Genomic DNA, 23098 nt, shown 5'->3' on the forward strand with positions numbered 1-23098 from the left:
CGCGACCACGCCGCCGCCGAGGCGGCCACCGGCTGACCCGGCAGGGATGCCGGGTCGACTCGGCTGACCCGAACGACGGCGAGCTTCCGCCGTTCGGGGCCGGCCGCCCCGGCGTGGCCCTTCGACCCCGCACGCACCCGAGCGCGGGACACGGCCGTAGGTGTTCGCCGACGCGGTGCTACCGGCGTACGGTCTTGGGTATGACCAGCGCGATGCGGAAGCTGTCCATCTCCGTCCCACCCGACGTGGCGGAGCGCCTGGAGCACGAGTCCAACGCCAGCGCGTACATCACCCAGGCCGTCCGGGACCGGATGCGTCTGGACGCCCTGGACGCGGAGCTGGCCCACCAGGGCATCCAGATCACCGAGCAGGGTGTGGCCGAGGCGCGCGCCCGTCGTGCCGCCGTTGAGGCCGACTGGTCGCCGGAGCGCCGGAATGCGCTGCGTGAGCGGGCACGCCAACACCTGCTGGACACCACCGACCAGCCGGCCGCGTGAGCGCCGCGGACGACCGGCCGGTTCGGCTCGTGCTGGATCGGTCAGCGCTGCTGGCTTATCTGGCGGGGTCGGTGCATGTCGGGGAGCCGCTGCACGAGGTCATCCAGGACCGCAACAGGTTCGGTGTCACCGCCGTGACCGCGGCGGAGGCCCTGGCGATCGTCAGCGACCCGAAGGAACGGGCGACCCTGCACCGGCTGCTGACCCTGGACGCCTGTGCGGTGCTCTCCACCGAGGGGCGCTCCTGGCACGAGCTCAGCTACTGGCGGACGGTGACGGGTCGCGCCGATCTCGCCACCACGTGCTGGCCGTACTCGACCATGACGCCTCGATCCTGACCGGGGAGGACCGGTACGGCGACGGCGAGCTGCCGGTCATCCACATCCCGACCTGACGGTTTCCGCGGGCGCGGCTCAGGTCGGCAGGGCCAGGTCCAGGACCGCGCCGAGGCCGTTCTCCCGGCCCGGGTCGGCGGCCGGGAGCACCAGCGCCGCGCAGCCGGCGGCGACGGCGCCCGCGTCCGCCGGACTGTCGCCGACCATCAGCGTCTGCTCGGGGTCGACGCCGAGCATCCCGCACGCCCGCCAGAAGATCGCCGGGTCGGGCTTGCAGCGCCCCACCTCGTACGACAGCACGAACGCGTCGACGAGGTCGGTCAACCCCCAGGCGTCGAAGTGCGGCCGCAGGTCGAAGCCGATGTTGCTGACCACCGCCACCCGCACACCGGCGTCGCGCAGCGCGGCCAGCGTGGGAGCGGTGTCCGGGTACGGCAGCCAGCCCTCGGCGACGAGCAACCGCTCGTAGAGCGCGTCGGCGAAACCCTCGATGCCCGCGTCCACGGTTTCGGCAAGCCCCGTGTACGCACCCCGGTGCGCGTGCGCGTAGAGGTCCCGGTCGGCCCACAGCTCGGCCAGCCGGGGCGGCACCCGGGCCGGCAGGGGGCCGCCCGCGCGGCCGGCGGTGAGCAGCCGGTCGGCCAGCGAGGTGGCGCGAACCCGGTCCAGGGTGACCCCGCACGCGGCGGCGGCTTCGATGACCCACTGTCGGGGCTCCTCCACCTGGGCCAGGGTGCCGTGGAAGTCGAAGAGCACCGCCTTGACGGGCCGTCGGGACGCCCGGGGGGCGCTGGCGTCCGCGACGCTGTCCGGCGGACTGGTCTGGGGCGGTTCGGCATGGTCCGGCACGCCGTGCACCCTACCGACCCCCGCCGACGGCCCCTCGGGACGGCCTTGTGGGGTGCACTGTCCCGGCACGCACTAATCTTGGTGCCATGTCGAGCCCCGCCGAGCGGTACGCAGCGGCGCGCCGCCGGGCCGCGCAGACCGCGCAGTTCCCGGCACTGGACGAGTTCGCCCTGGACCTGGGGTTCGATCTCGACGACTTCCAGCGCGAGGCGTGTCAGTCGTTGGAGCGGGGCAGCGGCGTGCTGGTCTGTGCCCCCACCGGCGCGGGTAAGACCGTGGTCGGCGAGTTCGCCGTACACCTGGCGCTGCGCGGGCGGCCCGACGACCCGGCGGCGGCCGACGACGCCGCGACGCCACCGACCCGGCGCAAGTGCTTCTACACCACGCCGATCAAGGCGCTGTCCAACCAGAAGTACCACGATCTGGTCGCCCGGTACGGCGCCGAGCAGGTCGGCCTGCTCACCGGCGACAACGCGATCAACGGCGACGCGCCCGTGGTGGTGATGACCACCGAGGTGCTGCGCAACATGCTCTACGCGGGGTCCAGCACCCTGCAGGGGCTGGCGTACGTGGTGATGGACGAGGTGCACTACCTCGCCGACCGGTTCCGCGGCGGCGTGTGGGAAGAGGTGATCATCCACCTGCCCGCCTCGGTCACCCTGGTCTCGCTGTCGGCGACCGTGTCCAACGCCGAGGAGTTCGCCGACTGGTTGGTCACCGTGCGCGGCGAGACCGCCGTGGTGGTCAGCGAGCACCGGCCGGTGCCGCTGTGGCAGCACATGCTGGTCGGCAAGCGGATGTTCGACCTGTTCCACGACGCCGACGCCGCCCGCAAGCACGACGTGCACCCGGAGTTGCTGCGCTACACACGCGACCAGATGCGCCGCCTGGAGCTGGGGGAGGGGCGCAGCGCCGGGCCGGGCGCCGGTCGGCGCGGCCCCCGCTGGCGGGGGCCGATGCGCCCGGACATCGTCGACCGGCTGGACCGCGAAGGGCTGCTGCCGGCGATCCTGTTCATCTTCAGCCGGGCCGGCTGCGCCGCCGCCGTGCAGCAGTGCCTGGCCGCCGGGCTGCGGCTCACCTCGCCCGAGGAGCGGGCCGAGATCCGCCGGCTGGTCGAGTCCCGGGTCACCGCCATCCCCGGCGAGGACCTGACGGTGCTGGGCTACTGGGAGTGGCTCGACGGGTTGGAGCGTGGCCTCGCGGCCCACCACGCCGGCATGCTGCCGGTGTTCAAGGAGATCGTCGAGGAGCTGTTCGTCCGGGGTCTGGTCAAGGCGGTCTTCGCCACCGAGACCCTGGCGTTGGGCATCAACATGCCGGCCCGCTGCGTGGTCCTGGAACGGCTGGTCAAGTACAACGGCGAGGCGCACGTCGACCTGACCCCGGGGGAGTACACCCAGCTCACCGGCCGTGCCGGTCGGCGTGGCATCGACGTCGAGGGGCACGCCGTCGTGGTGTGGTCCCCGGAGACCGACCCACGGCACGTGGCCGGGCTCGCCTCCACCCGCACCTATCCGCTGCGCTCCAGCTTCCGGCCCTCGTACAACATGGCGGTGAACCTGGTCGGCACGGTCGGCGCGGAGCCCGCCCGGGCGCTGCTGGAGTCCTCGTTCGCCCAGTTCCAGGCCGACCGGTCGGTGGTCGGCCTGGCTCGGCAGGTGCAGCGCAACACCGAGACCATCGAGGCGTACGGCGTGGAGGCCGCCTGCCATCACGGCGACTTCGACGAGTACTTCGCGCTGCGGGTGGCGATCGCCGACCGGGAGAAGGCCATCGCCCGGCAGGGGCAGACTCAGCGCAAGGCCGCCGCCGTGGCGTCGCTGGAGCGCCTGCGGGTCGGCGACGTGATCCGCGTGCCGTCGGGCCGGCGGGCCGGCCTGGCCGTCGTGCTGGACCCGGCGACCGGTGGTTTCGGCGAGCCTCGTCCGCTGGTGCTCACCCAGGACCGCTGGGCGGGGCGGGTCAGCCCCGGCGACTTCACCACTCCGGCCGAGGTGCTGGCCCGCATCCGGGTGCCCAAGCACTTCAACCACCGCTCGCCGGGTGCCCGGCGGGACCTGGCCGCCGAGGTCAGCGGCACCGGCCTGGACCGGCACGGCGGTCGCCGCGGTGGCCGCTCCCGGCAGGCGCCCGGCGAGGACCACCGGCTCACCCAACTCCGCACCGAGCTGCGTAACCATCCCTGCCACGCCTGCCCGGAGCGCGAGGAGCACGCCCGCTGGGCGGAGCGGCGCCGTCGGCTGGAGCGGGACACCGAGGAGCTGCGCGAGCGGGTGTCCGGGCGCACCGGGTCCCTCGCGCGGACCTTCGACCGGATCGTCGCGCTGCTGACCGACCGTGGTTACCTCGCCCGCGACGGCGTGGTCACCGACGCCGGTCGGATGCTCGGGCGGATCTGGACGGAAGCGGATCTGCTGGTCGCCGAGTGTCTGCGCCGACGGGTGTGGGACGGGCTCTCCCCGGCCGAGCTGGCCGCCGCGGTGTCCGTGGTGGTCTTCGAGGCGCGTCGCGACGTCGACGAGCGGGCGTCGCTGCCGCGCGGCCCGGTGGCCGACGCCGTCGACGAGACGCTGAAGCTGTGGGGTGAGATCGAAGCCGACGAGGCGGCGCGCGGTCTGGCCGCGACCCGGGAGCCGGACCTCGGCTTCGCCTGGCCGGTCTACCGGTGGGCGCGGGGCGAGGCGCTGGCCAAGGTGCTCGGCAGCGGGCACGAGATTGACGGGGAGATGCCGGCCGGTGACTTCGTCCGGTGGGCCCGGCAGGTGGTCGACCTGCTCGGTCAACTTGCCGACTCCGGCGGCGCCTCGCCGGAGCTGCGCTCCACCGCCCGACAGGCGATAGCGGCCATCAACCGGGGCGTGCTGGCGTACCACACCTCCGCCTGATCATCATTTTCGGTCAGCGTCGCCCGCGAACCGACGCATCGGACGGTCACCGCGACGGCACCCCCCGAACAGCCCGGGGGGCGCTGTTGCGCCTGGTCGGGGCACCCCTGATCATTGCCCGAGCGCCGTACTTACGCGCCGGTAACGAATGGGGGAGAGGACCGCCGTGGCGGACATCAATCACTTTGAGTACGGGTGGATCACACCCGCGCTGAGCTACGCGCTGTCCGTGCTCGGCTCGATCCTCGGGCTCGTCTGCGCCGGTCGCATCCGTACCGCCCGTACCGCCGGTCAGCGCGCCTGGTGGGGTCTGCTGGCCGCCTGGGCGCTCGGCGGCACCGCCATCTGGGCGATGCACTTCATGGCCATGCTCGGCTTCGCCGTCGGCGGCACCCGCATCCGGTACGACGTGCCCCTCACCGCCGCCAGCACCGCCATCGCGGTGGTCGCGGTCGGTATCGGCCTGGCCATCGTCGGCACCGGCCGGCTGAATCCGGTACGCCTCGTCGCCGGTGGCGTCTTCACCGGCGTCGGCGTCGCCGCCATGCACTACACCGGCATGGCGGCGATGCGCCTCAACGGCAGCCTCGGCTACGACAGCACCCGCGTCATCCTCTCGGTGGTCGTCGCGGTCGTCGCCGCCACCGTCGCGCTGTGGCTCGCGATGACCGTCCGTCGCCCACTGGCGATCTTCGCGTCCGCGCTGGTCATGGGCGTCGCCGTGAACGGCATGCACTTCACCGGCATGAGCGCGCTCTCGGTGCACCTGCACGAACGTGCGGACGGGGTGACCGGCACCAGGGTGAGCGCGTTGCTGGTGCCGATCATCGTGGCGGTGATCTTCGGGGTGGTCGGGCTGCTCTACGCCCTGCTCGCCGCGCCCACCGACGACGACCGGGCCGCCGCCGCGTACCTCGACGCGCGCCGGGGACCGGAGCCGGCCCCGGCTGCGCCGGTGGCCGCTCCGGACCCGGTCGGGCTGCGTGCGCGCTCCACCCTGGGGCACCCCGGCACCCCGTTCCCGTCGCGCCGGGACACCCCGCCGCGCTGACGTTCAGCACCCGGGGAGGGAGTGATCAGGCCACCGGGACCCGGTCCAGGAAGCCGAGCACCTGGCTGAGCTGCCCGTTGCCGTCCAGCACGGCGACGTCGAAGCCCACGACCGGCGCCTCGACCCCGTCGGGCCCCAACTCCCAGGTGAACCGGACCTGGTCGTGGTGGCCGTCGACCGGGCCGGCCAGCCGGAACGTCATGCCGGGAAACTGGCCCTGCACCGCCGCGATCGTCGCGTCGATCGCCTCCCGGCCCTCGGCGACGGTGAGCGGGTCGACGTAGCGGGCGTCGGGGGCCCACACGTCAGCGATCTGCGTGCGGCGACGGGCCAGGTCGGTCTCGTTCCAGATCGCGATGTACCGCTCGGCCAGCGCGTCGAAGCTCGTAGCCATGGCTCTCTCCTCATCGTCGGGTGACGAGCGGCGGTGGGCGCCGCTCTCGGGAGAGATGGTTGCGGCCCGCCCGGGGCGCTGTCGATTACGTCGGAGGTAATGGTCCGTGCGCCGGCGCGATCACTAGGGTCGGTCGCGTGACGACGACCAGGCCGGTACGACGGGTCGGCGAGCTGCTGCGCGACTGGCGCCAGAGCCGCCGGATGAGCCAACTCGACCTGTCGATCGAGACGGGGATCTCCGCTCGCCATCTGAGCTTCGTGGAGACCGGGCGGTCCCGGCCGAGCCCCGAGCTGATCCTGCGGCTCGCCGAGCAGCTCGACGTACCGCTGGCGGACCGCAACACCATCCTGCTCGCCGGCGGGTACGCGCCCGCCTACCCCCGCCACGAGCTGGACGACCCGGAGCTGGCCCCGGTGCGTGCCGCCGTACGGCGGATCCTCGACGGCCACGGCCCGTACCCGGCGGCGCTCATCGACCGGCACTGGCAACTCGTCGAGGCCAACCCCGCCGTGGCGTTGTTCACCGACGGCGCGGCGCCGCACCTGCTCGTCCCTCCGGTCAACGTCCTGCGGCTCAGCCTGCACCCCGACGGCATGGCCCCGCGGATCGGCAACCTGCCCGAGTGGCGTACGCACCTGCTCACCCGGCTGCGCCAGACGGCCGCCGCCACCGGCGACGCGGCCCTGCACGACCTGTACGAGGAGCTGCGCGGCTATCCCGGCGGCAACGGCCATTCGCAGGCTTTGGACGACCCGGTCTCGCGGGTCGCCGTCGGACTCCGGTACCGCCACCACGGCCGGGAACTGTCCTTCCTCAGCACCACCACCGTGTTCGGCACCCCGCTGGATGTCACCGTCGCCGGGCTGGCCGTCGAGTCGTTCTTCCCCGCCGACGCGGCGACGCTGCGCGCCCTCGGCGTACGGGCCGGCGACGAGGTCCCACCGAGCTGACCGAGGTGCTCCCGCTGTGCCGGTCGCGGGGCGTGTCGGTGTTGAATGCGGGGGTGTCCGCCACCCGCCGGTCAGCCCGGACACAGAGGAGAGTGAGATGAACTTCCAGCGCCTCGGCCCGAGCGGCCAGGAGATCCCGGTCGTCCAACGCGACGGTACGACCTTCGACCTGCGGCCGCTCACCGCAGACCTGGACGGGGCGTTCTGGGCGTCGGACGGGATCGCGCGGACGCGGGTCGCGCTCGACAGTGGCGAGCTGGCCGAGCTGCCCGACGCGGACAGCCTGCGGGTGGGTGCTCCCATCGCCCGACCTCACAAGATCGTCTGCATCGGACTCAACTACCGCGATCACGCGGCGGAGACGGGTGCGGCGCTGCCGGCCGAGCCGGTGGTCTTCATGAAGGACCCGATGACGATCGTCGGGCCGTACGACGACGTTCTCGTTCCGCGCGGCTCGACGAAGACCGACTGGGAGGTCGAACTCGCGGTCGTCGTCGGCACGACCATCCGCTACGCCGACTCCCCGCAGGAGGCCATGCGGCACATCGCGGGGTACGCGGCGTCGCACGACGTCTCCGAGCGGGCGTTCCAGTTGGAGCGCGGGGGCCAGTGGGACAAGGGCAAGAGCTGCGAGACCTTCAACCCGCTGGGGCCGAGCCTCGTGCCGGCCGACGAGGTCGATGACCCGCAGTCGCTGGCGCTGCGGTTGTGGGTCAACGGGGTTCTCCGCCAGGACGGGTCCACCAAGGACATGATCTTCCCGGTCGCGCACGTCGTCTGGTACCTCAGCCAGTTCATGGTCCTGTACCCCGGCGACGTCATCAACACGGGCACGCCCGCCGGGGTGGCGCTGGGCCTTCCGGACCACCCGTACCTGCGCGCCGGCGACGTGGTGGAGCTGGAGGTCGCCGGCCTGGGGCGGGCACGCCAGACGTTGGTGGCGGCATGAGCGCGGAGTTCGCCGGGCTGGCCGCGCTGGTCACGGGAGGCGCCTCCGGCATCGGCCGCGCCACCGCCGTGGAGCTGCGCGAGCGGGGGGCCCGGGTGGCCGTCCTCGACCTCGACCCGAGCGGCCTGCCGGAGGGCATCGCCGGCATCGCCGCCGACGTGTCGAGCCGCCCGTCGGTGCAACAGGCTGTCGCCGCGGCCGCCGACGCGCTCGGCGGCATCGACGTGGTGGTCAACAACGCCGGGATCGGCGCGACCGGGACCGTCGCCGACCAGACCGACGACGAGTGGCACCGCGTGCTCGACGTCAACGTGGTCGGCATGGCGCGCGTCGTCAGCGCGGCCCTGCCCTGGCTGCGCCGCTCGGAGCACGCGTCGGTCGTCAACCTCTCGTCCATCGCCGCGCTCAACGGACTGCCCGGCCGGGCGCTCTACTCGGCCAGCAAGGGCGCCGTGCTGTCGCTGACCCTCGCCATGGCCACCGACCACGTCCGCGAGGGCATCCGGTTCAACTGCGTCTGCCCCGGCACGGCCGACACGCCCTGGGTGGGACGACTGCTGGCGCAGGCGGACGACCCGGCCGCCGAGCGCCTGGCGTTGCAGGCCCGCCAGCCCATCGGACGACTGGTCACGCCGCAGGAGGTCGCGAACGCGATCGTCTACCTCGCGTCGCCGCTCTCGGCGTCGACCACGGGTACGGTGTTGGACGTCGACGGTGGCCTCACCCATCTGCGGGTCCGGCCGTGACGACGGGCGGGGGTGTGCGGTGCGGATCGCGCTGTTCGTGACCTGCCTGGCCGACACCATGTTCCCGCAGGCGGCCACCGCGACGGTGCGGCTGCTGGAGCGGCTCGGCCACGAGGTGGTCTTCCCGCCGGAGCAGACCTGCTGCGGGCAGATGCACGTCAACACCGGCTACCAGCGCGAGGCCGTTCCCCTGGTACGCCGGCACGTGCGGGTCTTCGACCCGTACGACGTGATCGTCGCGCCGTCGGGTTCCTGCGTCGGGTCGGTGCGCCACCAGCACACGATGGTGGCCCGGCGGGCCGGCGACGTACGGCTGGCCAGCCGGGCCGAGTCGGTGGCCGAGCGGACGTACGAGCTGTCGGAGCTGCTCGTCGACGTGCTCGGGGTGACCGACGTGGGCGCGTACTACCCGCACCGGGTCACCTACCATCCGACCTGCCACTCGCTGCGGATGCTGCGGGTGGGTGACCGGCCGCGACAGTTGCTGCGCGCGGTGCGCGGCCTCGACCTGGTCGAGTTGCCGGCGGCGGAGCAGTGCTGCGGGTTCGGCGGCACGTTCGCGGTGAAGAACCCGGAGACGTCCACGGCGATGCTGGCGGACAAGATGCGCCACGTGCTCGCCACCGGCGCCGACGTGTGCGCCGCCGGGGACGTCTCGTGTCTCATGCACATCGGCGGCGGCCTGTCGCGACTGCGGACCGGGGTGCGCACCGTGCACCTCGCCGAGATCCTGGCCTCGACCGAGCAGAGCGGCACGGTCAGCGCCCGGTCGGCGGTCCGGTCGTGACCCGCCGGACGTTCCTCGGCATGCCGGCGACCACCCCACCGGTGACCGCGCCGGCGGGCGTGGGGCACCTGCGCGGCGACGAGTCGTTCCCGAGCGCCGCGCGGCGCAGCCTGGCCGACCCGCAACTGCGGCGCAACCTCCGCCACGCCACGTCGACGATCCGGGCCAAGTCCGCGGGTGTGATCGCCGAGCAGGCGGACTGGGAGCAGTTGCGCGCGGCGGGCGCGGCCATCAAGGCCGACACCCTGCACCGCCTGCCCGACCTGCTGGAACAGCTCGAAGAGAAGGTCACCGAGGCCGGCGGCGTGGTGCACTGGGCGGCGGACGCGGTTGAGGCCAACCGGATCGTCACCGACCTCGTCCGCGCGGCCGGCGCGGACCGGGTCATCAAGGTCAAGTCCATGGCGACCCAGGAGATCGGCCTCAACGAGGCCCTCGAAGCGGCCGGGATCACCCCAATCGAGACGGACCTGGCGGAGCTGATCGTGCAGCTCGGCGACGACCGGCCGAGCCACATCCTGGTGCCCGCGATCCACCGCAACCGGGCCGAGATCCGGGAGATCTTCCTGCGGGAGATGCCCGGCGTCGACCCGGCGCTCACCGACGACCCGGCGGCCCTCGCGGCCGCCGCGCGCCGGTTCCTGCGCGAGACGTTCCTGAGTACGCCGGTGGCGGTGTCCGGCGCGAACTTCGCCGTCGCCGAGACGGGCACCCTGGCCGTGGTCGAGTCCGAGGGCAACGGGCGGATGTGCCTGACCCTGCCGGAAACCCTCATCACCGTCATGGGCGTGGAGAAGGTGGTGCCGACCTGGCGGGACCTGGAGGTCTTCCTCCAGCTGCTGCCGCGGGCGTCGACGGGGGAGCGGATGAACCCGTACACCTCGATGTGGACGGGCGTGACCCCGGGCGACGGGCCGCAGGCGTTCCACCTGGTCCTGCTCGACAACGGGCGTAGCGCGGTGCTCGCCGACGAGGTCGGCCGGCAGGCGCTGCGGTGCATCCGCTGCTCGGCGTGCCTCAACGTGTGCCCGGTCTACGAGCGTGCCGGCGGCCACGCCTACGGGTCGGTGTACCCGGGGCCCATCGGGGCGGTGCTGTCGCCCCAGCTCACCGGCATCGAGGACAACGCCTCCCTGCCGTACGCGTCGACGCTCTGCGGCGCCTGCTACGACGCCTGCCCCGTCAAAATCAACATCCCGGAGCTGCTGGTGCACCTGCGTGCCGAGGCCGTCGAGTCGCGACCGCGGCCCACCGCCGAGTCGATCGCGATGGCCGCCGCCGCGTACACGATGGACCGACCCCGGCTGTACGCGGCCGGGCAGCGCGCCGCGCGGCTGAGCCGGCTCGCCGGTCGGCGTGGCCGAGGGCTGCCCCCACCGCTGAACGGCTGGACCGCCAGCCGGGACCTGCCGGACCCGCCGGCCCAGACGTTCCGCGAATGGTGGGCCGGGCGGTGACCTCCCGGGACCTCGTCCTCGGCCGGCTGCGGGCCGCGCTCGCCACCGGCAGCCCCGCGCCGCCGCCGGCGCCCCGCGACTACCGGCAGGCCGACGCCGTCGACCTCGACCAGTTGGCGCAGCGGCTGACCGACTACCGGGCGCACGTGCACCGGGTCGCCGAGGCCGCCGTCGCCGACACGATCGCCGACCTCCTGCCGGCGGGGGGCACCGTCGTCGTACCGCCGGGTCTGCCGCCCGCCTGGCTGCCGCCGACGGTGACCACGCTGACCGACGACGGCCTCGACCACGCGCGGATCGGCGCCGCGGACGCCGTCGTCACCGCCGCCGCCGTCGCCATCGCCCAGACCGGAACGATCGTCCTCGACGGCTCGCCCGACCAGGGCCGCCGGGTGCTCAGCCTCCTACCGGACCGGCACGTGTGCGTCCTCCGCGCCGACCAGGTGGTGGCCACCGTGCCCGAGGCCCTGGCCCGACTGACGCCGCACCGCCCGCTGACCTGGATCAGTGGGCCGTCGGCCACCAGCGACATCGAGTTGATCCGGGTGGAGGGGGTGCACGGCCCGCGCCGTCTGCACGTCGTCCTGCTGCCCTGACCCCGGCCGGCCTGAGCTCATCCCTCGGCTACGTAGACACCTTTACCGGGATGTCCCTCGACCAACCTCGGTCGGCGTCAGCCGATCTCCGTGGGTCGCAGTTGGCTCAGCACGGTGGGGTCGGTGATCCGGTCGTCGGCGGCGAGCATGATCGCCTTGGACAGGATCGTGGACAGCATGGGGTCGTCGTCGAACGGCAGGTGCAGACGCCCGGTCTGTGCGCGCGCGGCGACGATGCACAGGTACGCGTCGTCGGGCTCCATCATGACGTTGCCCGACCCGAGGTGGATCCGGTACGCGCGCAGGGTCCCCCGGACCCGCAGATACCGGTCCGTGAGGTCCACCCGGTCGGCGATGGCCATCCGGGGCAGCAGCCGCGCGAGCGCGTCCCGGCGTACCTGCGCCGACGGGGTCAGCTCCGCGACCACCGTGCGCTGCCAGTAGGCGGAGAACCGTTCGTCGCCGCGATCGGCCCACTGCGGGTCGGTGGCGATCGAGGTGACGCCGACGAAGAGGTCCACGTCGCGCATGGCCTCGCTGAACACCAGCGGTGGCACGTCGATGACCGGGGCGGGCAGCCAGGTCGTCCCGTCGTGTCGGGCGAAGCGCACCTGGTCGGTGGAGCAGTACTCGACGTCGTAGTGGTGTGGATCCGGGTTGTCGACCAGCGCGTGGTGGAAGGACGCCCGCCACGCCCCGCCGCCGAAGGCCTTCGTGGCCTCGCTGTCGTACCCGCCGTCCCAGGTGCCGAGGTAGCCGGCCTGCCAGCCACGGGCGCGCAGCAGGGCGTTGGCCTGCCGGTAGCGCAGGATGTGCCCGGCGAACCGGTTGGAGTAGGTGTGCGTCTTCTCCTCGGCCGGCGTGCGCGGGTAGACCTCCCGGAAGACCTGCTTGAACGGCTGCGTCAGGCTGGCGGCGACCAGGTGCCCACGCCACGCCAGCACCTCGGCAGTGCTCGCGCGGACGGGATGCCACAGCCGGACCGACCCGTGCGTGAGGGACCGGCCGTCCCGGTCGACGATCGTCCACCCGTCGCCGTCCCGTCGGGGCAGGCCGGCCGTCCAGCGCTGGCCGTCGGTGCTGGTCTCCCACAGCAGGCGCCGCCCGTAGGTCGCCGTGACCGGGTGGTCGAGGAAGCGCGACGACCAGTCCGGGTACGACCAGGTGCGCTCCTCCGACAGCAGCCCCTCCACCCGCTGGCGCTCGCTGACCAGGGTCGCGCCGATCCGCTTGACGACGTCCCGCAGGTGCGTGAGCTCGTCGCCGTGCGCCTGCTTGACCTGGGCCGGGACGCCCTTGAGCGCGACGCCGTCGCGGGCGAAGACCAGGCGTGCCCGGTCGCCCACGATCTCGACCGTCGCCTCGTACGGGCCGACCGGTGTGCGCAGGCACCCGTCGGGCCCGAGCCCGTGGTCGTCGACGGTCAGCTCCATGACCTCGCTGAGCGTCCACCCGCGTCGCGCGCCGAGCTGGGTCAGCGCGGCCTGGACCCGGCTCCGCACGGCCTTGTTGCGCACCGTCACGGCCAGCCGGGCCAGCGTGCGCAGCGGCACGTCGCCGTCGCGGTCGGTCAGCAGTCGTACCGCCGCGATCGCCGTGCGCGGGGCGTACGGGAACCCGGCGGCCTGGCGCGGCGCTGCCGCCGCGCTGGCGGTGACCCGCGCCAGCAGGTCCGTCGCTCCTTCGTCGCGCTCGCGCGACAGCGCCCAGACCAGCCCGCGCAGGAGGCGGTCCGAGTCGTCGTGGACGGTCCGGCCGTGGGCGGTGAACGCGTCGAGCAGCCGGCGTACGACCTGCCGGCCGCCGTGCGCGGCCGCGAGTAGTTCGTCGAGGCGGCGCAGCCACTTCGCGGTCGCCGCCGGTTTGTCCAGCGCGGCGCAGTGCTCCAGCAATTCCGGCACCCCCGGCGCGACGAGGTCGGCGCCCAGGTCGGCGCGTACGGCTGGCCCGAAGGTGTCCCCGCCGTGCAACAGCGACGACGGCAGGCGACTGCCGGTGGCCCGGTCGATGGCCCGCCCGAGCAGCGTCACGGCACGTCGGCGGGGCCCCGCCGCGATGAAATAGTCGTCGACCAGCTCACTGACCAGGGCGGACAGCGCCGGCACCAGGTCGGCCAGCTCGGCGGCCGGCAGGCGCGGAGCGATCAGGGCGGGCAGCTCCAGGTCGGCGCCGTTGTCGAAGCCGGCGCCGCGAGCGAGGACGTCCAGGCACCACACCAGGTCCGCCCGCGTGAACGGGACGTCCTCGGCGGCGAGGCTGCGTACGACGTCGTTCAGCGCGGTGGGGATCGAGCCGCTCGCCGACTCCCGGTGCACGGCCAGGGCGGCGCGGCGACGCTCCTCGGCTGGCCACGACTCGACGGTGGCCCACTCCGGCACGCTTGTCACCGAGGAACCCCAGAAGTACGTGCTCGCGATCCTCAACACCGCCCGGATCCGTTCGTCGGCCTCGGCGACACCGGTCTCCACCTGTCGCCGGTCCGCATCGCTCAGGTGGGGCAGCAGCGCCGTCCAGTCGCCCATGTCAGCCACCCACCAACGCGACGAGCCGGACGAACGCCACGTCCGGGTCGGTACGCAGGTCGATCTCCTCGTCGAGGTCCTCGATCTGGCGGTCGCCGACCAACAGCAGGAAACCGTTACGGGCGAACGCGGCGCAGGCGCGATCCGCCTGCGCCACCCAGTCGAGTCGCCTGCCCGGGGTGACCCGGTAGCCGTTCAGCGTCGCCTCCGTGTCGGTCGGCTGGACCAGGCCCCGGAAGTGCCGCGGCTGCTGGGCGTTGAACCGCGCCACCTCCTCGCGCACCCGCAGCCGGACCAGTTCCCGCGCCGAGATGCGCTCCGGCAGGCCCGCCAACGGCCAGCTCTCGATGGCTCTGCCGGTCGCTGTCTCATCCCGAACGATCACCGTGACCATGCCCTGTGCTCCCTGCTCTGAGATGAGCCGCAGCATGGCACGACCCTCCGACGAGAAGCGCCGTAGGAACTGTTCTGCCGAGCGCACCCGCTGGCGGCTGTCGTCAGCGGCGGGTCGGCCGTGTGTCCTCGATGACGAGGGTGGCCAGCAGGGCGGGGTGGTCGGTCGCCCCGCCCATGCCCACCGACCGGGTGCAGCAGAGCACGATGTCGGTGCTCGCCAGGATGTGCTGCACCGCGCCGTCGCCGACGCGCAGGTAACCGGGCGGCGTGCAGGACCGTACGTCGGGGTCGTCGCCGAGGCGGAGGTTGAGGTCGCCGCTGAGCACGGTGGGCGCGTACCCGGTGCTCCGACGAATGGCGGGCAGGATCTCGTCGAGCAGGTGGCCGCACTGGGTGAGCGCGACGGCGCGGCTGGTCGCCGCCAGGTGGGTGGTGCAGGCGTTGAGGGCGCCGCCGACGTGGACGCAGAGCCAGGGTCGTTCCTCGGGGTCCGCGACGTCCTGTGTGGGGTGGATTCCACTGTGCACGGCGTACCGGCTGTCGGCCGCCGGCAGCCGGGTCAGCAACCCGATGCCGTACGCCTGGCCGTTGCGGCATCGGGTGTCGGCGCCGCTGGGGCGGTCGCCGGCGGCCTGGAAGGCGGACACGACCGCCGCGCCGCGGTGGGTGGCCGCGAACACCGCCTCCAGGGTGGGCACGTCGTCCCGGCAGATCTCGTTGAGGGTGACCAGGGCTGGTCGTTCGGCCCTGATCACCTCGGCGGCCCTGGTCAACGCCCGCCCGGTCCAGCAGCCGGCGCGACCGCTGTTGCAGAGGTTCATCTGCAGCACCCGGACCGTCGTGGGCGCGGGAGCCCCGGCCACCGGCGATTGGGCCGGCACCCCGGCGACGGCGATGAGGCAGCCGGCGGCGAGCGCTCGGCGGATCGCGCGATACGGGCCGGCGCCACGGCGGCCGAGGAGCGCGCCTCGGATTCGGGTGGTGTCGCCGGGCGGATCTGTCGACATGCGGGCTCCGGCAGGGCAGGCGACAGTCTTCGCCGAGGTGCCCGTGATCCTACTGCCGGCCGTCGCGCGGCAGGGCCCGGCGCGAGCCCTATGGTGGATCAATGATCACGTGCGTTGTGCACTACACCATCGACCCCGCGCAGATCGACGCGTTCGAACGGTTCGCCCGCGCATGGATGCGGCTCGTGGCCCGCCACGGCGGCGTGCACCACGGCTACTTCCTGCCCGCCGAGGGTGCCAGCGACCGGGCCGAGGCGTTGTTCAGCTTCGAGAGCCTGGCGGCGTACGAGCGGTACCGCGCACGGTTCGGCGACGACCCGGAGTTCGTCGCGGCCGACGCCATCCGCGACGAGTCGGGTTGTGTGGTGCGCTACGAGCGGACGTTCATGCGCCCGCTCCTGCCGGATGACGACCTGGCCGTGCCGCGCTGACACGGGCCGTGCGGGGAGGGTGGACCCCGCACGACCCGTGCCGGTTCAGCGGTGCGGCCTGGGCGCGATGCGCGGCAGGACGTACGGCGGGCCGGCGAAGATCAGGTCTGACTTCAGCTCCTGGTACGCCCGCTTGGGCTGGTAGTTCTCGTCGTAGATGGTGGCCAGACCCTCGGGCGGGTCGTTGAACCAGTCCGGCACCCACGAGTACTTGTCACTGAAACCCCAGACGGTGTACGACAGGCAGGTGCGTACGGCGAGGCACGCCTTCATCAGCACGCTGAAGTTGGCGGCCGACGCCTGCAACCGGGGGTTGATCTCGGCGGAGTTGCCGGCCCGGACCGCCTCGGTCATCTCGCTGCGGACGTCGACCTCGGTGAACGCGGTGGCCAGGCCGAGCGCGGCGAACCGCTTCAGGGCGGCGGTCACCTGCAGGGTGTCGTAGTTGCCGTACTGGGTGCCCAGGTGGCCCTGCGAGCCGACGCCGTCGATCGGGACGCCCTGCGCGCGCAGCCTCTTGGCCATGTCGTAGACGAACTGCGTCTTGTCGTCGGCGGGGTTGCCCGAGCCGAACGCCTCGATGTTGTAGTCGTTGTAGAACAGCAGCGCGTTGGGATCGGCGGCGCGGGCCCAGCGGAACGCGTCGGCGATGTAGTCGGGGCCGAGGTTCTGCGCCCAGAAGCCCTTGTAGTGCAACGTCGACGGGGTGTCCCAGGGGTCGCTGACCGCCTCGTTGACCACGTCCCACTGCCAGATCTTGCCCTTGTAGTGGTTGACGACCGTGGTGATGTGCTTGCGCAGCAGCTCACGCAGCTCCTGCTTGGAGATGCTGCCGTCGGCGACGCCGCTGGTCAGCCAGGCGGGCAGTTGGTTGTGCCAGACCAGCACGTGGCCGCGCACGGCCTGCCTGTTGCGCTTGGCGAACTCGACGAGCTGATCGGCGGCCGTCCAGTCGTAGGTGCCCCGGGTGGGCTCCAGGCTCTCCCACTTCATCGCGTTCTCGGCCGTGACCGAGGAGAACTCGGAGGCGGCCAGCCGGCGGTACTGCGGGTCGTTGGCGTCGTTGAGGGCTGTCGCGTTCACCGCGGTGCCGATCTTCAGGCCGTGACGTTGGCCGAGGGTCGCGAGGCTCTGCGTGGTCGGGTCGTACGGCCGGCTCGCGGTGGCCGGCATCGCGTTCAACGCCGCAGCGGTCGCGACGGCGACGAGGCCGGCGCTGATCCACCGTCTTGGCTTCATCTGCCTTCCTTTCGAGCATGATCGACAAACGTCGATCTTTGAAGGGAGGGTGCGGCCCGGGGATGAGTGGGCGGGGTGCGGTCTCGGGTTCGGTGGTGCTCTCCGAAGCACCGGAAACTCGTTCGAAACATTATGGCCGTCGATGGGGCTCGTCAACTCTGAAAACTTCCGGAAAAAACTCGGGTGAGCTGCGCGACTGTGGAGAGTCATCAGATGAAAGTTTCGACGGGTGCGCGGTGCGGCCGGCCTGCCAACGGCAGTGGGGACGGCACCGACCGGGATGGGTCGGCGCCGTCCCCACCATGCGGGATCGGCAGCTGATCAGCCGCGCAGACGCGCCTCGATGGCCTCGATGACGCGCGGACGCAGCTCGGCGGCGCGGATGACGGCGTCCACCGAGCCCACCTCGACGGCGCGTTGGATGTTGTGCACCCGGTCGAACTCCGTGGCCACCTCGCCGAGCTTCTCCGCCCGCACCGACGAGCGCAGCTCGTCGAGCTCGGCGGCCAGCGCGGCGCGCTCGGTGCCGGCCGCGGCGGCGACGCGGGCCTCCAGGGCTCGCACCCGCTCGTCGGCGGCCGTACGGGCGTTGACGTCGGCGGAGAACACCACCGCCGCGGCGGGAGCGCCGCCGAGCACCGAGGCGAACGACCCCTCCAGCGCGAGCACCGTCATGCTCGGGTTCAACGCCTTCGAGAACACCACGAACGCGCCGCCGTGGTAGCGCGAGATCACGCAGAAGACGATCGGGCCCTGGAAGTTCACGATCGCCCGGCCGATCTCGGCGCCGTACTCCAGTTGCAGCTTGCGCATCGACTCCGGCGAGCCGTCGAAGCCGGACAGGTTCGCCAGCACGACCAGGGGCCGGTTGCCGCTGGCGGCGTTGATGGCCCGCGCGGCCTTCTTCGACGAGCGGGGGAACAACGTGCCCGCCGTGTAGGTGTCCGGGCCGTCGGTGGGCGGGAACCCGCGCCGCGGCACCGACCGGGACTCGATGCCGAGCAGGCACACCGGGATGCCGCCGAGGTGGGCGTCCTGCACGACCGCGGTGTCGGCGTCGGCCATGCCCGCCCACCGCTCCAGCACCGGGTGGTCCTGGTCGGCGAGGGCCCGCAGCACCGTCCGGATGTCGAACGGCTTCTTGCGGTCCGGGTTGGCCTCGGCGGAGAAGATCTCACCGACCGTGCGGAAGGGGCTGCCCGCCACGTCGTGCGGGAACGTGGAGACGTCGCGGTCCACCGGGTCGGTGGTGCTCGCCCGCCGCGGCGCGTCCTCGCCGGGCGCGACGTACGTGTGCTCGTAGTGGGCCATCAGCACGTCCCGCGCGGCGGTCAGGTTCGGCGCCCAGTACTGCGCCTGCCCATTCGGCCCCATCACCCGGTCGTAGCCGCCGATGCCGAAGTTGTCCTCGGCGGACACCCCGCCGGAGAAGTCGAGCGACTGCTTGCCGGTGAGCACCATCGCCGAGTCCGGCGTCATCACCAGGACGCCCTTGGTGTGCATGAGCATCGTGGCCTCGGCGTTCCAGTACGGCTGCGCGCCGACGTTGATGCCCGCCACCACAATGTTGATCTCGCCACCGGCCTGGGTGAACTCGACGATCCGCTTGAGGGCGGCGGCCACCCAGTCCATGTTCTCCGTACCCGAGGTCATCGAGATCCGGGCGCCGGCGGACAGCGCCCACCACTCCAGCGGCACCCGCATCCGCTCCGCGAGGTCCAGCGCGGCGATCACCCGCCGGCACTCCGGCTCGGACAGGGCGCCCAACGACTTCGTCGGGTCGCCGAGCAGCACGACCCGGGTGACACCCTCCGGATGCAGCGTGGCCGGCGTGGTGACGACACCGGCGACGATCGCGGCGCGGTTGCGCCCCTTCGGCCGGTCCACCGGAATTAGCGCGTGCGCGTCGTCGAGGTCGTACTCGACGAAGTCACCGAGCCGGCTGGTCAACTCGTACGGGTACACCGTGTTGCGGCTGCTGGCCCGCAGCACCTTCAGCCGGTACTCATCGAGCGGCTCGACCGGCTCGACCGGGGGCGTGCCGACGGCCAGCTCCGCGCCGCCCGCGGCGTCGAACGAGATCCGTACCGCGATCTTGGTCAGCTCGCCGGTGCGACGGTCGCGCTGCCGCGCGATGAACAGGATCTCCTCCAGCCCGGCGCCCACTGTCGTCGGACGCACGCGCCCGGCGATCATCTCCATCTCCTCGCGGGTCAGCTCGCTCGGCGGCCAGACGTAGACGACGATCCGGTTGGTGGTGAAGCGCGTCTTCGACGGCCGCCGCGACTGGGCCCGGCGGATCGAGTCGAGGCAGGCCGCGATGGCGTCCTCGGTCGTCGGCAGCGCCACCAGCCGGCCGTCCTGCTCGCGCAGCTCGGTCAGGTCGCGCACCTGGGCGAACGCCACGAGACGCTCGTCCGCCGGGTTCTCCCGCGCCACGCACTGGAAGAGGTAGACCTCCTCGTCGGACGACGGCAGCCGGGTCAGGTCGAACTTGTGCAGCCGCTCCAGCTGCATCCGCTGCGCGATGTACGGGTGCAGACCGCGGATCAGCCGGTCCTCGACCATTCCGCCGTCCGACGGGCGGAAGGTGAAGTGGTGGTGCATGACCGCCCCGCCGCGACCCGCGACGGTGGCGGTGAGCCGGCGGACCTGCGCCGGAAGCGGATGTGCGGTGATCACCTGGAGCAGCGCGGCGGCCATCGCGTCGAAGTCCTCCGGCTGGTTCTCCCAGCCGAGGTAGATGTCGGCGTCGACGGAGTCCTCGTCGCCGGCCAGCTCGGCGAGCCCACGCAGCGCCCCGCCCAGCGCGTCGAAGCTTACCGCCGTGGAGACCACACTGGAGTCCGCGCGTTCGGCGACCACGAAGGCGCAGTCGGCGACCTCGCGGGTCCGCACCCGGGTGAGGGCCTTGTTGCCGTAGTAGCGGCGGGTGAGCACCTCCAGCATGATTGTGTTGTCCAGGTGGTCACGGACCAGGCGCTGGCCGAGCAGACGCACCAGCGGCTCGGTGCTGCGGACCATCTCGGCGATGCGCTCGGCGCGGTCGGGGGCGTCCGGGTGCGCGTCCAGGTGTCGCAGGTGCGCCCGGATCTGGGCGTAGACGCGGGCCCGGTTGCGGCGCAGCAGCGGCTGCGCGAACCAGGCGAACACCACGCCCCGGGCCAGGTCGGCGATGGCGGGGAAGCGGACCTGCGTCGCGGCGATCAGCCGCTCCAGCGCCAGACCGGCCGGCTCGCGCAGCGACTCGTCCGGCGGGGTCTCCCGCAGCCACTCGCGCAGCAGCGACGCCACGACTGTGGCGTCGGCGGACGCGCGCTGCTGGGCCAGGAAGATCCGGAACACGGCGGCTTCCAGGCCGGGGGAGCGCTCCAGGTCGGTGACGCCGTAGTGGCTCAGTGCCTTGGCGAGCCTGGCCTGGAAGGCGTCGGGCAGCCCGGCCCGCTCCACGTCGAGGCTCTGCAGGTAGGTGTGGAAGTACTCCCGGGCGCTGCGGACGTGGGCGCCGCCGTCCTCGCCGGTCGGCCGGTTCCGGCTCAGCTCGGCCAGGTCGGCGAACACGTCGACGAGGTCCACCTCGGCGGCCAGCGGTCGGTGCCCGTCCTCGGCGGCCAACCGTCGCACCACGAGGTAGTCGTCAAGCACCCTGCGGTCGTCGTGCGGGTCCACGTCGAAACCGAGCAGTAGGCCGCGCAGATCCTCCTGACCGCGCCGGCTGCGCTCGTACGCCCCCGCGTTGTCGTCGGCGGCGGGCAGGTCCAGCTCGACGCTGGCGACGCTCGGGCCGGCCGCGGTCTCGGTGGCCTCGTCGGCGAGCGGTTCCAGCCGCAGCAGCGGCGCGCCCGCCTCCACCTGGCTGCCCACCGAGACGGCGCACTCCTTGAGCCGGGCCTTGAACGGCGCGCGCAGCACCGTCTCCATCTTCATGGCCTCCAGCACCAGCACCGGCGCCCCCGCCTCGACCTCGGCGCCGACCTCCAGCGGAGTGGCGACGACAAGCGCGGGCATGGGGGAGCGCAGGACGCCGCCCTCGTCGCGGCTGACCCGGTGCGTCACACCGTCAACCTCGACGAGGTGGGTCGGCCCGTGCGTGCCGGTGAGCAGGCGGTACCGGATGCCGTTGACGACGATCTGGCCGGTGTGCCGGTCGAAGCGGTCCAGCTCGACGTCGGCGGTGCGCTCGGCGCCGCCCGCCTCGATGCCGACGCGGAACCGGTGCGCCCCGATCCGCGCCACCCGCATCCGGTAGGTGACCCCGCGCAGCTTGAGGTCCAGCGGCCGGCCGCTGGCGTGCTGCACCTGCGGGCGGCCACCGGCGGCGGTCGACAGCAGCCGCTGCCGCTCGGCGCGCTCCTCCTCCTCGTACGACTCGATGGCGGCGGCGGCCAGGGCGACCGCGGAGTGCCGGTGCGTCACGAGTCGGCCTTCGCCCCGGACCCGGTCGATCCAGCCGGTGTCGGCGCTGGCGTCGATGATCTCGGGCTGGTCGAGCAGGTCGAGCACGAAGCTCTTGTTAGTCGCGCCGCCCTCGATGATCACCGTGGTGTTGGCCATCGCCCGGCGCAGCTTGCCGAGCGCCTCGTCGCGGTCACGCCCGTACGCGATGATCTTCGCGATCATCGAGTCGAAGTCGGCCGGGATGGTGTCGCCCTCGCTCACGCCGGTGTCCACCCGGATACCCGGGCCGGCGGGCAGGTCCAGCCGCGCGATGCGCCCCGGTGACGGCGCGAAGTCCCGGTCGGGGTCCTCGGCGTTGAGCCGGGCCTCGATGGCGTGCCCCCGCTCGGCCGGCGGCTCGCCGACGAGCCGGCCGCCGGACGCGACGTGCAGCTGCGCCTTGACCAGGTCGAATCCGGTGGTCAGCTCGGTGATCGGGTGCTCGACCTGCAGGCGGGTGTTGACCTCCAGGAACGCGAACAGCCGGTCGCCGGGGTGGTAGAGGAACTCGACGGTCGCCGCGCCCCGGTAGCCGACCGCCACGGCGAGCCGCTCCGCCGAGGTCTTCAGCTCGGCCGCCTGGGACGCGTCGAGCACCGGCGAGGCCGACTCCTCGATGACCTTCTGGTTGCGCCGCTGCACCGAGCAGTCGCGCACGCCGAGCGCCCACGCGGTGCCCTGGCCGTCGGCGATCACCTGGACCTCGACGTGCCGGGCGCCGGTGACCAGACGCTCCAGGAACACGATGCCGCTGCCGAACGCCCGCGCCGCCTCCTGGCTGGTGCGCTCGTACGCGTCGGCGAGTTCGGTCTCGTTCGTGATCACGCGGATGCCGCGCCCGCCGCCGCCGGCCGTCGCCTTCAGCATGAGCGGGTAGCCGATCTCGGCCGCCGCCGCCCGGGCGGCGTCCAGGGTCTCGACGGCGCCGCGGCTCCACGGCGCGACCGGCACGCCGACCTCCTCGGCGAGCAGCTTCGCACCGATCTTGTCGCCGAGCTGGCGCATGGCCTCCGGGCTCGGCCCGACGAACGTGACCCCGATCTTCTCGCACAGCTCCGCGAACGCCGGATCCTCGGCAACGAAGCCCCAACCGACCCACGCGGCGTCGGCGCCGGTCTCGGTCAGGGCGCGCTCCAGCGTCGCCAGGTTCAGGTACGGGCGGGCGGACGCCGGACCAAGGTCGTACGCGATGTCCGCCTCGCGTACGAAGGTGGCCGTGCGGTCGACGTCGGTGTGGAGGGCGACCGTCTCGATCCGGCTGCCCGTCTCCGCGGCCAGCTCTCGGACCGCGTGGATGAGCCGCATGGCGGCTTCACCACGGTTGACGATGGCGACACGGTTGAACACCCGACTGACCCCTTTGGTAGACCATGATGTGCGTGCCGGACGTCGACGGCTCCCGGCAGTGGTCACTTTTCCGGCTCCGGACGGACAGCGCCATGGCGCAACCGCCGAACCAACCGTCGCTGTGTTGTAGGAACCCAACAAAACTTTTTGGCTGTCGAGCCGCGGGCGTCGATCTCCGCCCGATCCTCGGCGTGAATGCCCAGACGTCACCTTCGGG

At 72.7% G+C, this 23098-nt stretch carries 17 protein-coding genes and 1 pseudogene; 11 read left to right on the forward strand and 7 right to left on the reverse strand.

All coding sequences use genetic code 11. The features are described 5' to 3' along the window. Positions 1-200: 200 nt before the first annotated feature. Positions 201-497 carry a hypothetical protein gene (locus ACFYPR_RS17995; RefSeq protein ID WP_354861940.1) on the forward strand — a complete coding sequence of 99 codons (297 nt, stop codon included), beginning with the start codon at positions 201-203 and terminating at the stop codon, positions 495-497. Next, a pseudogene (locus tag ACFYPR_RS18000) lies at positions 494-891 on the forward strand (hypothetical protein). The gene ACFYPR_RS17995 and the pseudogene ACFYPR_RS18000 overlap by 4 nt, the downstream one beginning before the upstream one ends. Positions 892-910: 19 nt before the next feature. Here the strand turns inward: ACFYPR_RS18000 and ACFYPR_RS18005 are convergent. Then, positions 911-1681 carry an HAD family hydrolase gene (locus ACFYPR_RS18005; RefSeq protein ID WP_387260935.1) on the reverse strand — a complete coding sequence of 257 codons (771 nt, stop codon included), beginning with the start codon at positions 1679-1681 and terminating at the stop codon, positions 911-913. An 86-nt stretch (positions 1682-1767) separates the two neighbouring features. Here ACFYPR_RS18005 and ACFYPR_RS18010 point away from each other — a divergent pair, with 86 nt between their 5' ends. Beyond that, complete coding sequence (locus ACFYPR_RS18010) at positions 1768-4569, forward strand: DEAD/DEAH box helicase (protein ID WP_387260937.1); 2802 nt, start codon at positions 1768-1770, stop codon at positions 4567-4569. Positions 4570-4735: 166 nt separating this feature from the next. Beyond that, entirely contained in the window at positions 4736-5620 is an 885-nt protein-coding gene (locus ACFYPR_RS18015; protein WP_387184530.1) for an MHYT domain-containing protein, read from the forward strand. A 25-nt stretch (positions 5621-5645) separates the two neighbouring features. Here the strand turns inward: ACFYPR_RS18015 and ACFYPR_RS18020 are convergent, their stop codons facing one another. Then, positions 5646-6014, reverse strand: a complete 369-nt coding sequence (locus tag ACFYPR_RS18020; RefSeq protein WP_387184533.1) for a nuclear transport factor 2 family protein — start codon at positions 6012-6014, stop codon at positions 5646-5648. A gap of 137 nt (positions 6015-6151) precedes the next feature. Here ACFYPR_RS18020 and ACFYPR_RS18025 point away from each other — a divergent pair, with 137 nt between their 5' ends. The 6 genes from ACFYPR_RS18025 (at position 6152) to ACFYPR_RS18050 (ending at position 11502) form a co-directional block, all read left to right on the forward strand. After that, positions 6152-6967 (forward strand): helix-turn-helix domain-containing protein, encoded by an 816-nt coding sequence (locus tag ACFYPR_RS18025; protein ID WP_387260940.1) that lies wholly within the window; start codon positions 6152-6154, stop codon positions 6965-6967. Positions 6968-7064: 97 nt separating this feature from the next. Continuing rightward, a complete protein-coding gene (locus tag ACFYPR_RS18030; RefSeq protein ID WP_387260943.1) occupies positions 7065-7916 on the forward strand; it encodes a fumarylacetoacetate hydrolase family protein in 852 nt (283 codons plus the stop codon). Beyond that, on the forward strand, positions 7913-8662 hold the full coding sequence (locus ACFYPR_RS18035) for an SDR family oxidoreductase (RefSeq protein WP_354861928.1): 750 nt from the start codon (positions 7913-7915) through the stop codon (positions 8660-8662). Before ACFYPR_RS18030 ends, ACFYPR_RS18035 begins: the two co-directional genes overlap by 4 nt. Before the next feature lie 19 nt (positions 8663-8681). Then, entirely contained in the window at positions 8682-9449 is a 768-nt protein-coding gene (locus tag ACFYPR_RS18040; protein ID WP_387260946.1) for a (Fe-S)-binding protein, read from the forward strand. 20 nt (positions 9450-9469) lie between these two features. After that, on the forward strand, positions 9470-10906 hold the full coding sequence (locus ACFYPR_RS18045; protein ID WP_354861942.1) for a LutB/LldF family L-lactate oxidation iron-sulfur protein: 1437 nt from the start codon (positions 9470-9472) through the stop codon (positions 10904-10906). Continuing rightward, the gene (locus ACFYPR_RS18050; protein WP_387260949.1) at positions 10888-11502 is read left to right on the forward strand and encodes a lactate utilization protein C; all 615 of its coding nucleotides are present in this window, start codon (positions 10888-10890) and stop codon (positions 11500-11502) included. Before ACFYPR_RS18045 ends, ACFYPR_RS18050 begins: the two co-directional genes overlap by 19 nt. Before the next feature lie 77 nt (positions 11503-11579). Here the strand turns inward: ACFYPR_RS18050 and ACFYPR_RS18055 are convergent, their stop codons facing one another. From ACFYPR_RS18055 to ACFYPR_RS18065, 3 genes are all read right to left on the reverse strand, one after another. Beyond that, positions 11580-14024, reverse strand: a complete 2445-nt coding sequence (locus ACFYPR_RS18055) for a DUF4132 domain-containing protein (protein WP_387261246.1) — start codon at positions 14022-14024, stop codon at positions 11580-11582. A gap of 1 nt (position 14025) precedes the next feature. Further along, positions 14026-14418, reverse strand: a complete 393-nt coding sequence (locus tag ACFYPR_RS18060) for a hypothetical protein (protein WP_354861919.1) — start codon at positions 14416-14418, stop codon at positions 14026-14028. A 103-nt stretch (positions 14419-14521) separates the two neighbouring features. Beyond that, positions 14522-15427 (reverse strand): endonuclease/exonuclease/phosphatase family protein, encoded by a 906-nt coding sequence (locus tag ACFYPR_RS18065; RefSeq protein ID WP_387260952.1) that lies wholly within the window; start codon positions 15425-15427, stop codon positions 14522-14524. Positions 15428-15528: 101 nt separating this feature from the next. Here ACFYPR_RS18065 and ACFYPR_RS18070 point away from each other — a divergent pair, with 101 nt between their 5' ends. After that, positions 15529-15858, forward strand: coding sequence for an NIPSNAP family protein (locus tag ACFYPR_RS18070; protein WP_387260954.1), 330 nt, complete (start codon positions 15529-15531; stop codon positions 15856-15858). 45 nt (positions 15859-15903) lie between these two features. On the opposite strand, the gene ACFYPR_RS18075 is transcribed toward ACFYPR_RS18070, so the two are convergent. Then, on the reverse strand, positions 15904-17097 hold the full coding sequence (locus ACFYPR_RS18075; RefSeq protein WP_387260957.1) for an endo-1,4-beta-xylanase: 1194 nt from the start codon (positions 17095-17097) through the stop codon (positions 15904-15906). A gap of 321 nt (positions 17098-17418) precedes the next feature. After that, a complete protein-coding gene (locus ACFYPR_RS18080) occupies positions 17419-22881 on the reverse strand; it encodes a carboxyl transferase domain-containing protein (protein ID WP_355068628.1) in 5463 nt (1820 codons plus the stop codon). Between the last annotated feature and the right edge of the window lie 217 nt (positions 22882-23098).

The organism is Micromonospora sp. NPDC005254 (genome assembly GCF_042872525.1).
Classification (GTDB): Bacteria; Actinomycetota; Actinomycetes; order Mycobacteriales; family Micromonosporaceae; genus Micromonospora.

Excerpts from the sequence above, each read along its gene's own strand:
- ACFYPR_RS18030 (WP_387260943.1), top strand. The coding sequence starts at position 7,065 with ATGAACTTCCAGCGCCTCGGCCCGAGCGGCCAGGAGATCCCGGTCGTC.
- ACFYPR_RS17995 (WP_354861940.1), top strand. The coding sequence starts at position 201 with ATGACCAGCGCGATGCGGAAGCTGTCCATCTCCGTCCCACCCGACGTG.
- ACFYPR_RS18020 (WP_387184533.1), bottom strand. The coding sequence starts at position 6,014 with ATGGCTACGAGCTTCGACGCGCTGGCCGAGCGGTACATCGCGATCTGG.
- ACFYPR_RS18055 (WP_387261246.1), bottom strand. The coding sequence starts at position 14,024 with ATGGGCGACTGGACGGCGCTGCTGCCCCACCTGAGCGATGCGGACCGG.
- ACFYPR_RS18035 (WP_354861928.1), top strand. The coding sequence starts at position 7,913 with ATGAGCGCGGAGTTCGCCGGGCTGGCCGCGCTGGTCACGGGAGGCGCC.
- ACFYPR_RS18075 (WP_387260957.1), bottom strand. The coding sequence starts at position 17,097 with ATGAAGCCAAGACGGTGGATCAGCGCCGGCCTCGTCGCCGTCGCGACC.
- ACFYPR_RS18070 (WP_387260954.1), top strand. The coding sequence starts at position 15,529 with ATGATCACGTGCGTTGTGCACTACACCATCGACCCCGCGCAGATCGAC.
- ACFYPR_RS18060 (WP_354861919.1), bottom strand. The coding sequence starts at position 14,418 with ATGGTCACGGTGATCGTTCGGGATGAGACAGCGACCGGCAGAGCCATC.
- ACFYPR_RS18045 (WP_354861942.1), top strand. The coding sequence starts at position 9,470 with ATGCCGGCGACCACCCCACCGGTGACCGCGCCGGCGGGCGTGGGGCAC.
- ACFYPR_RS18065 (WP_387260952.1), bottom strand. The coding sequence starts at position 15,427 with ATGTCGACAGATCCGCCCGGCGACACCACCCGAATCCGAGGCGCGCTC.
- ACFYPR_RS18050 (WP_387260949.1), top strand. The coding sequence starts at position 10,888 with ATGGTGGGCCGGGCGGTGACCTCCCGGGACCTCGTCCTCGGCCGGCTG.
- ACFYPR_RS18010 (WP_387260937.1), top strand. The coding sequence starts at position 1,768 with ATGTCGAGCCCCGCCGAGCGGTACGCAGCGGCGCGCCGCCGGGCCGCG.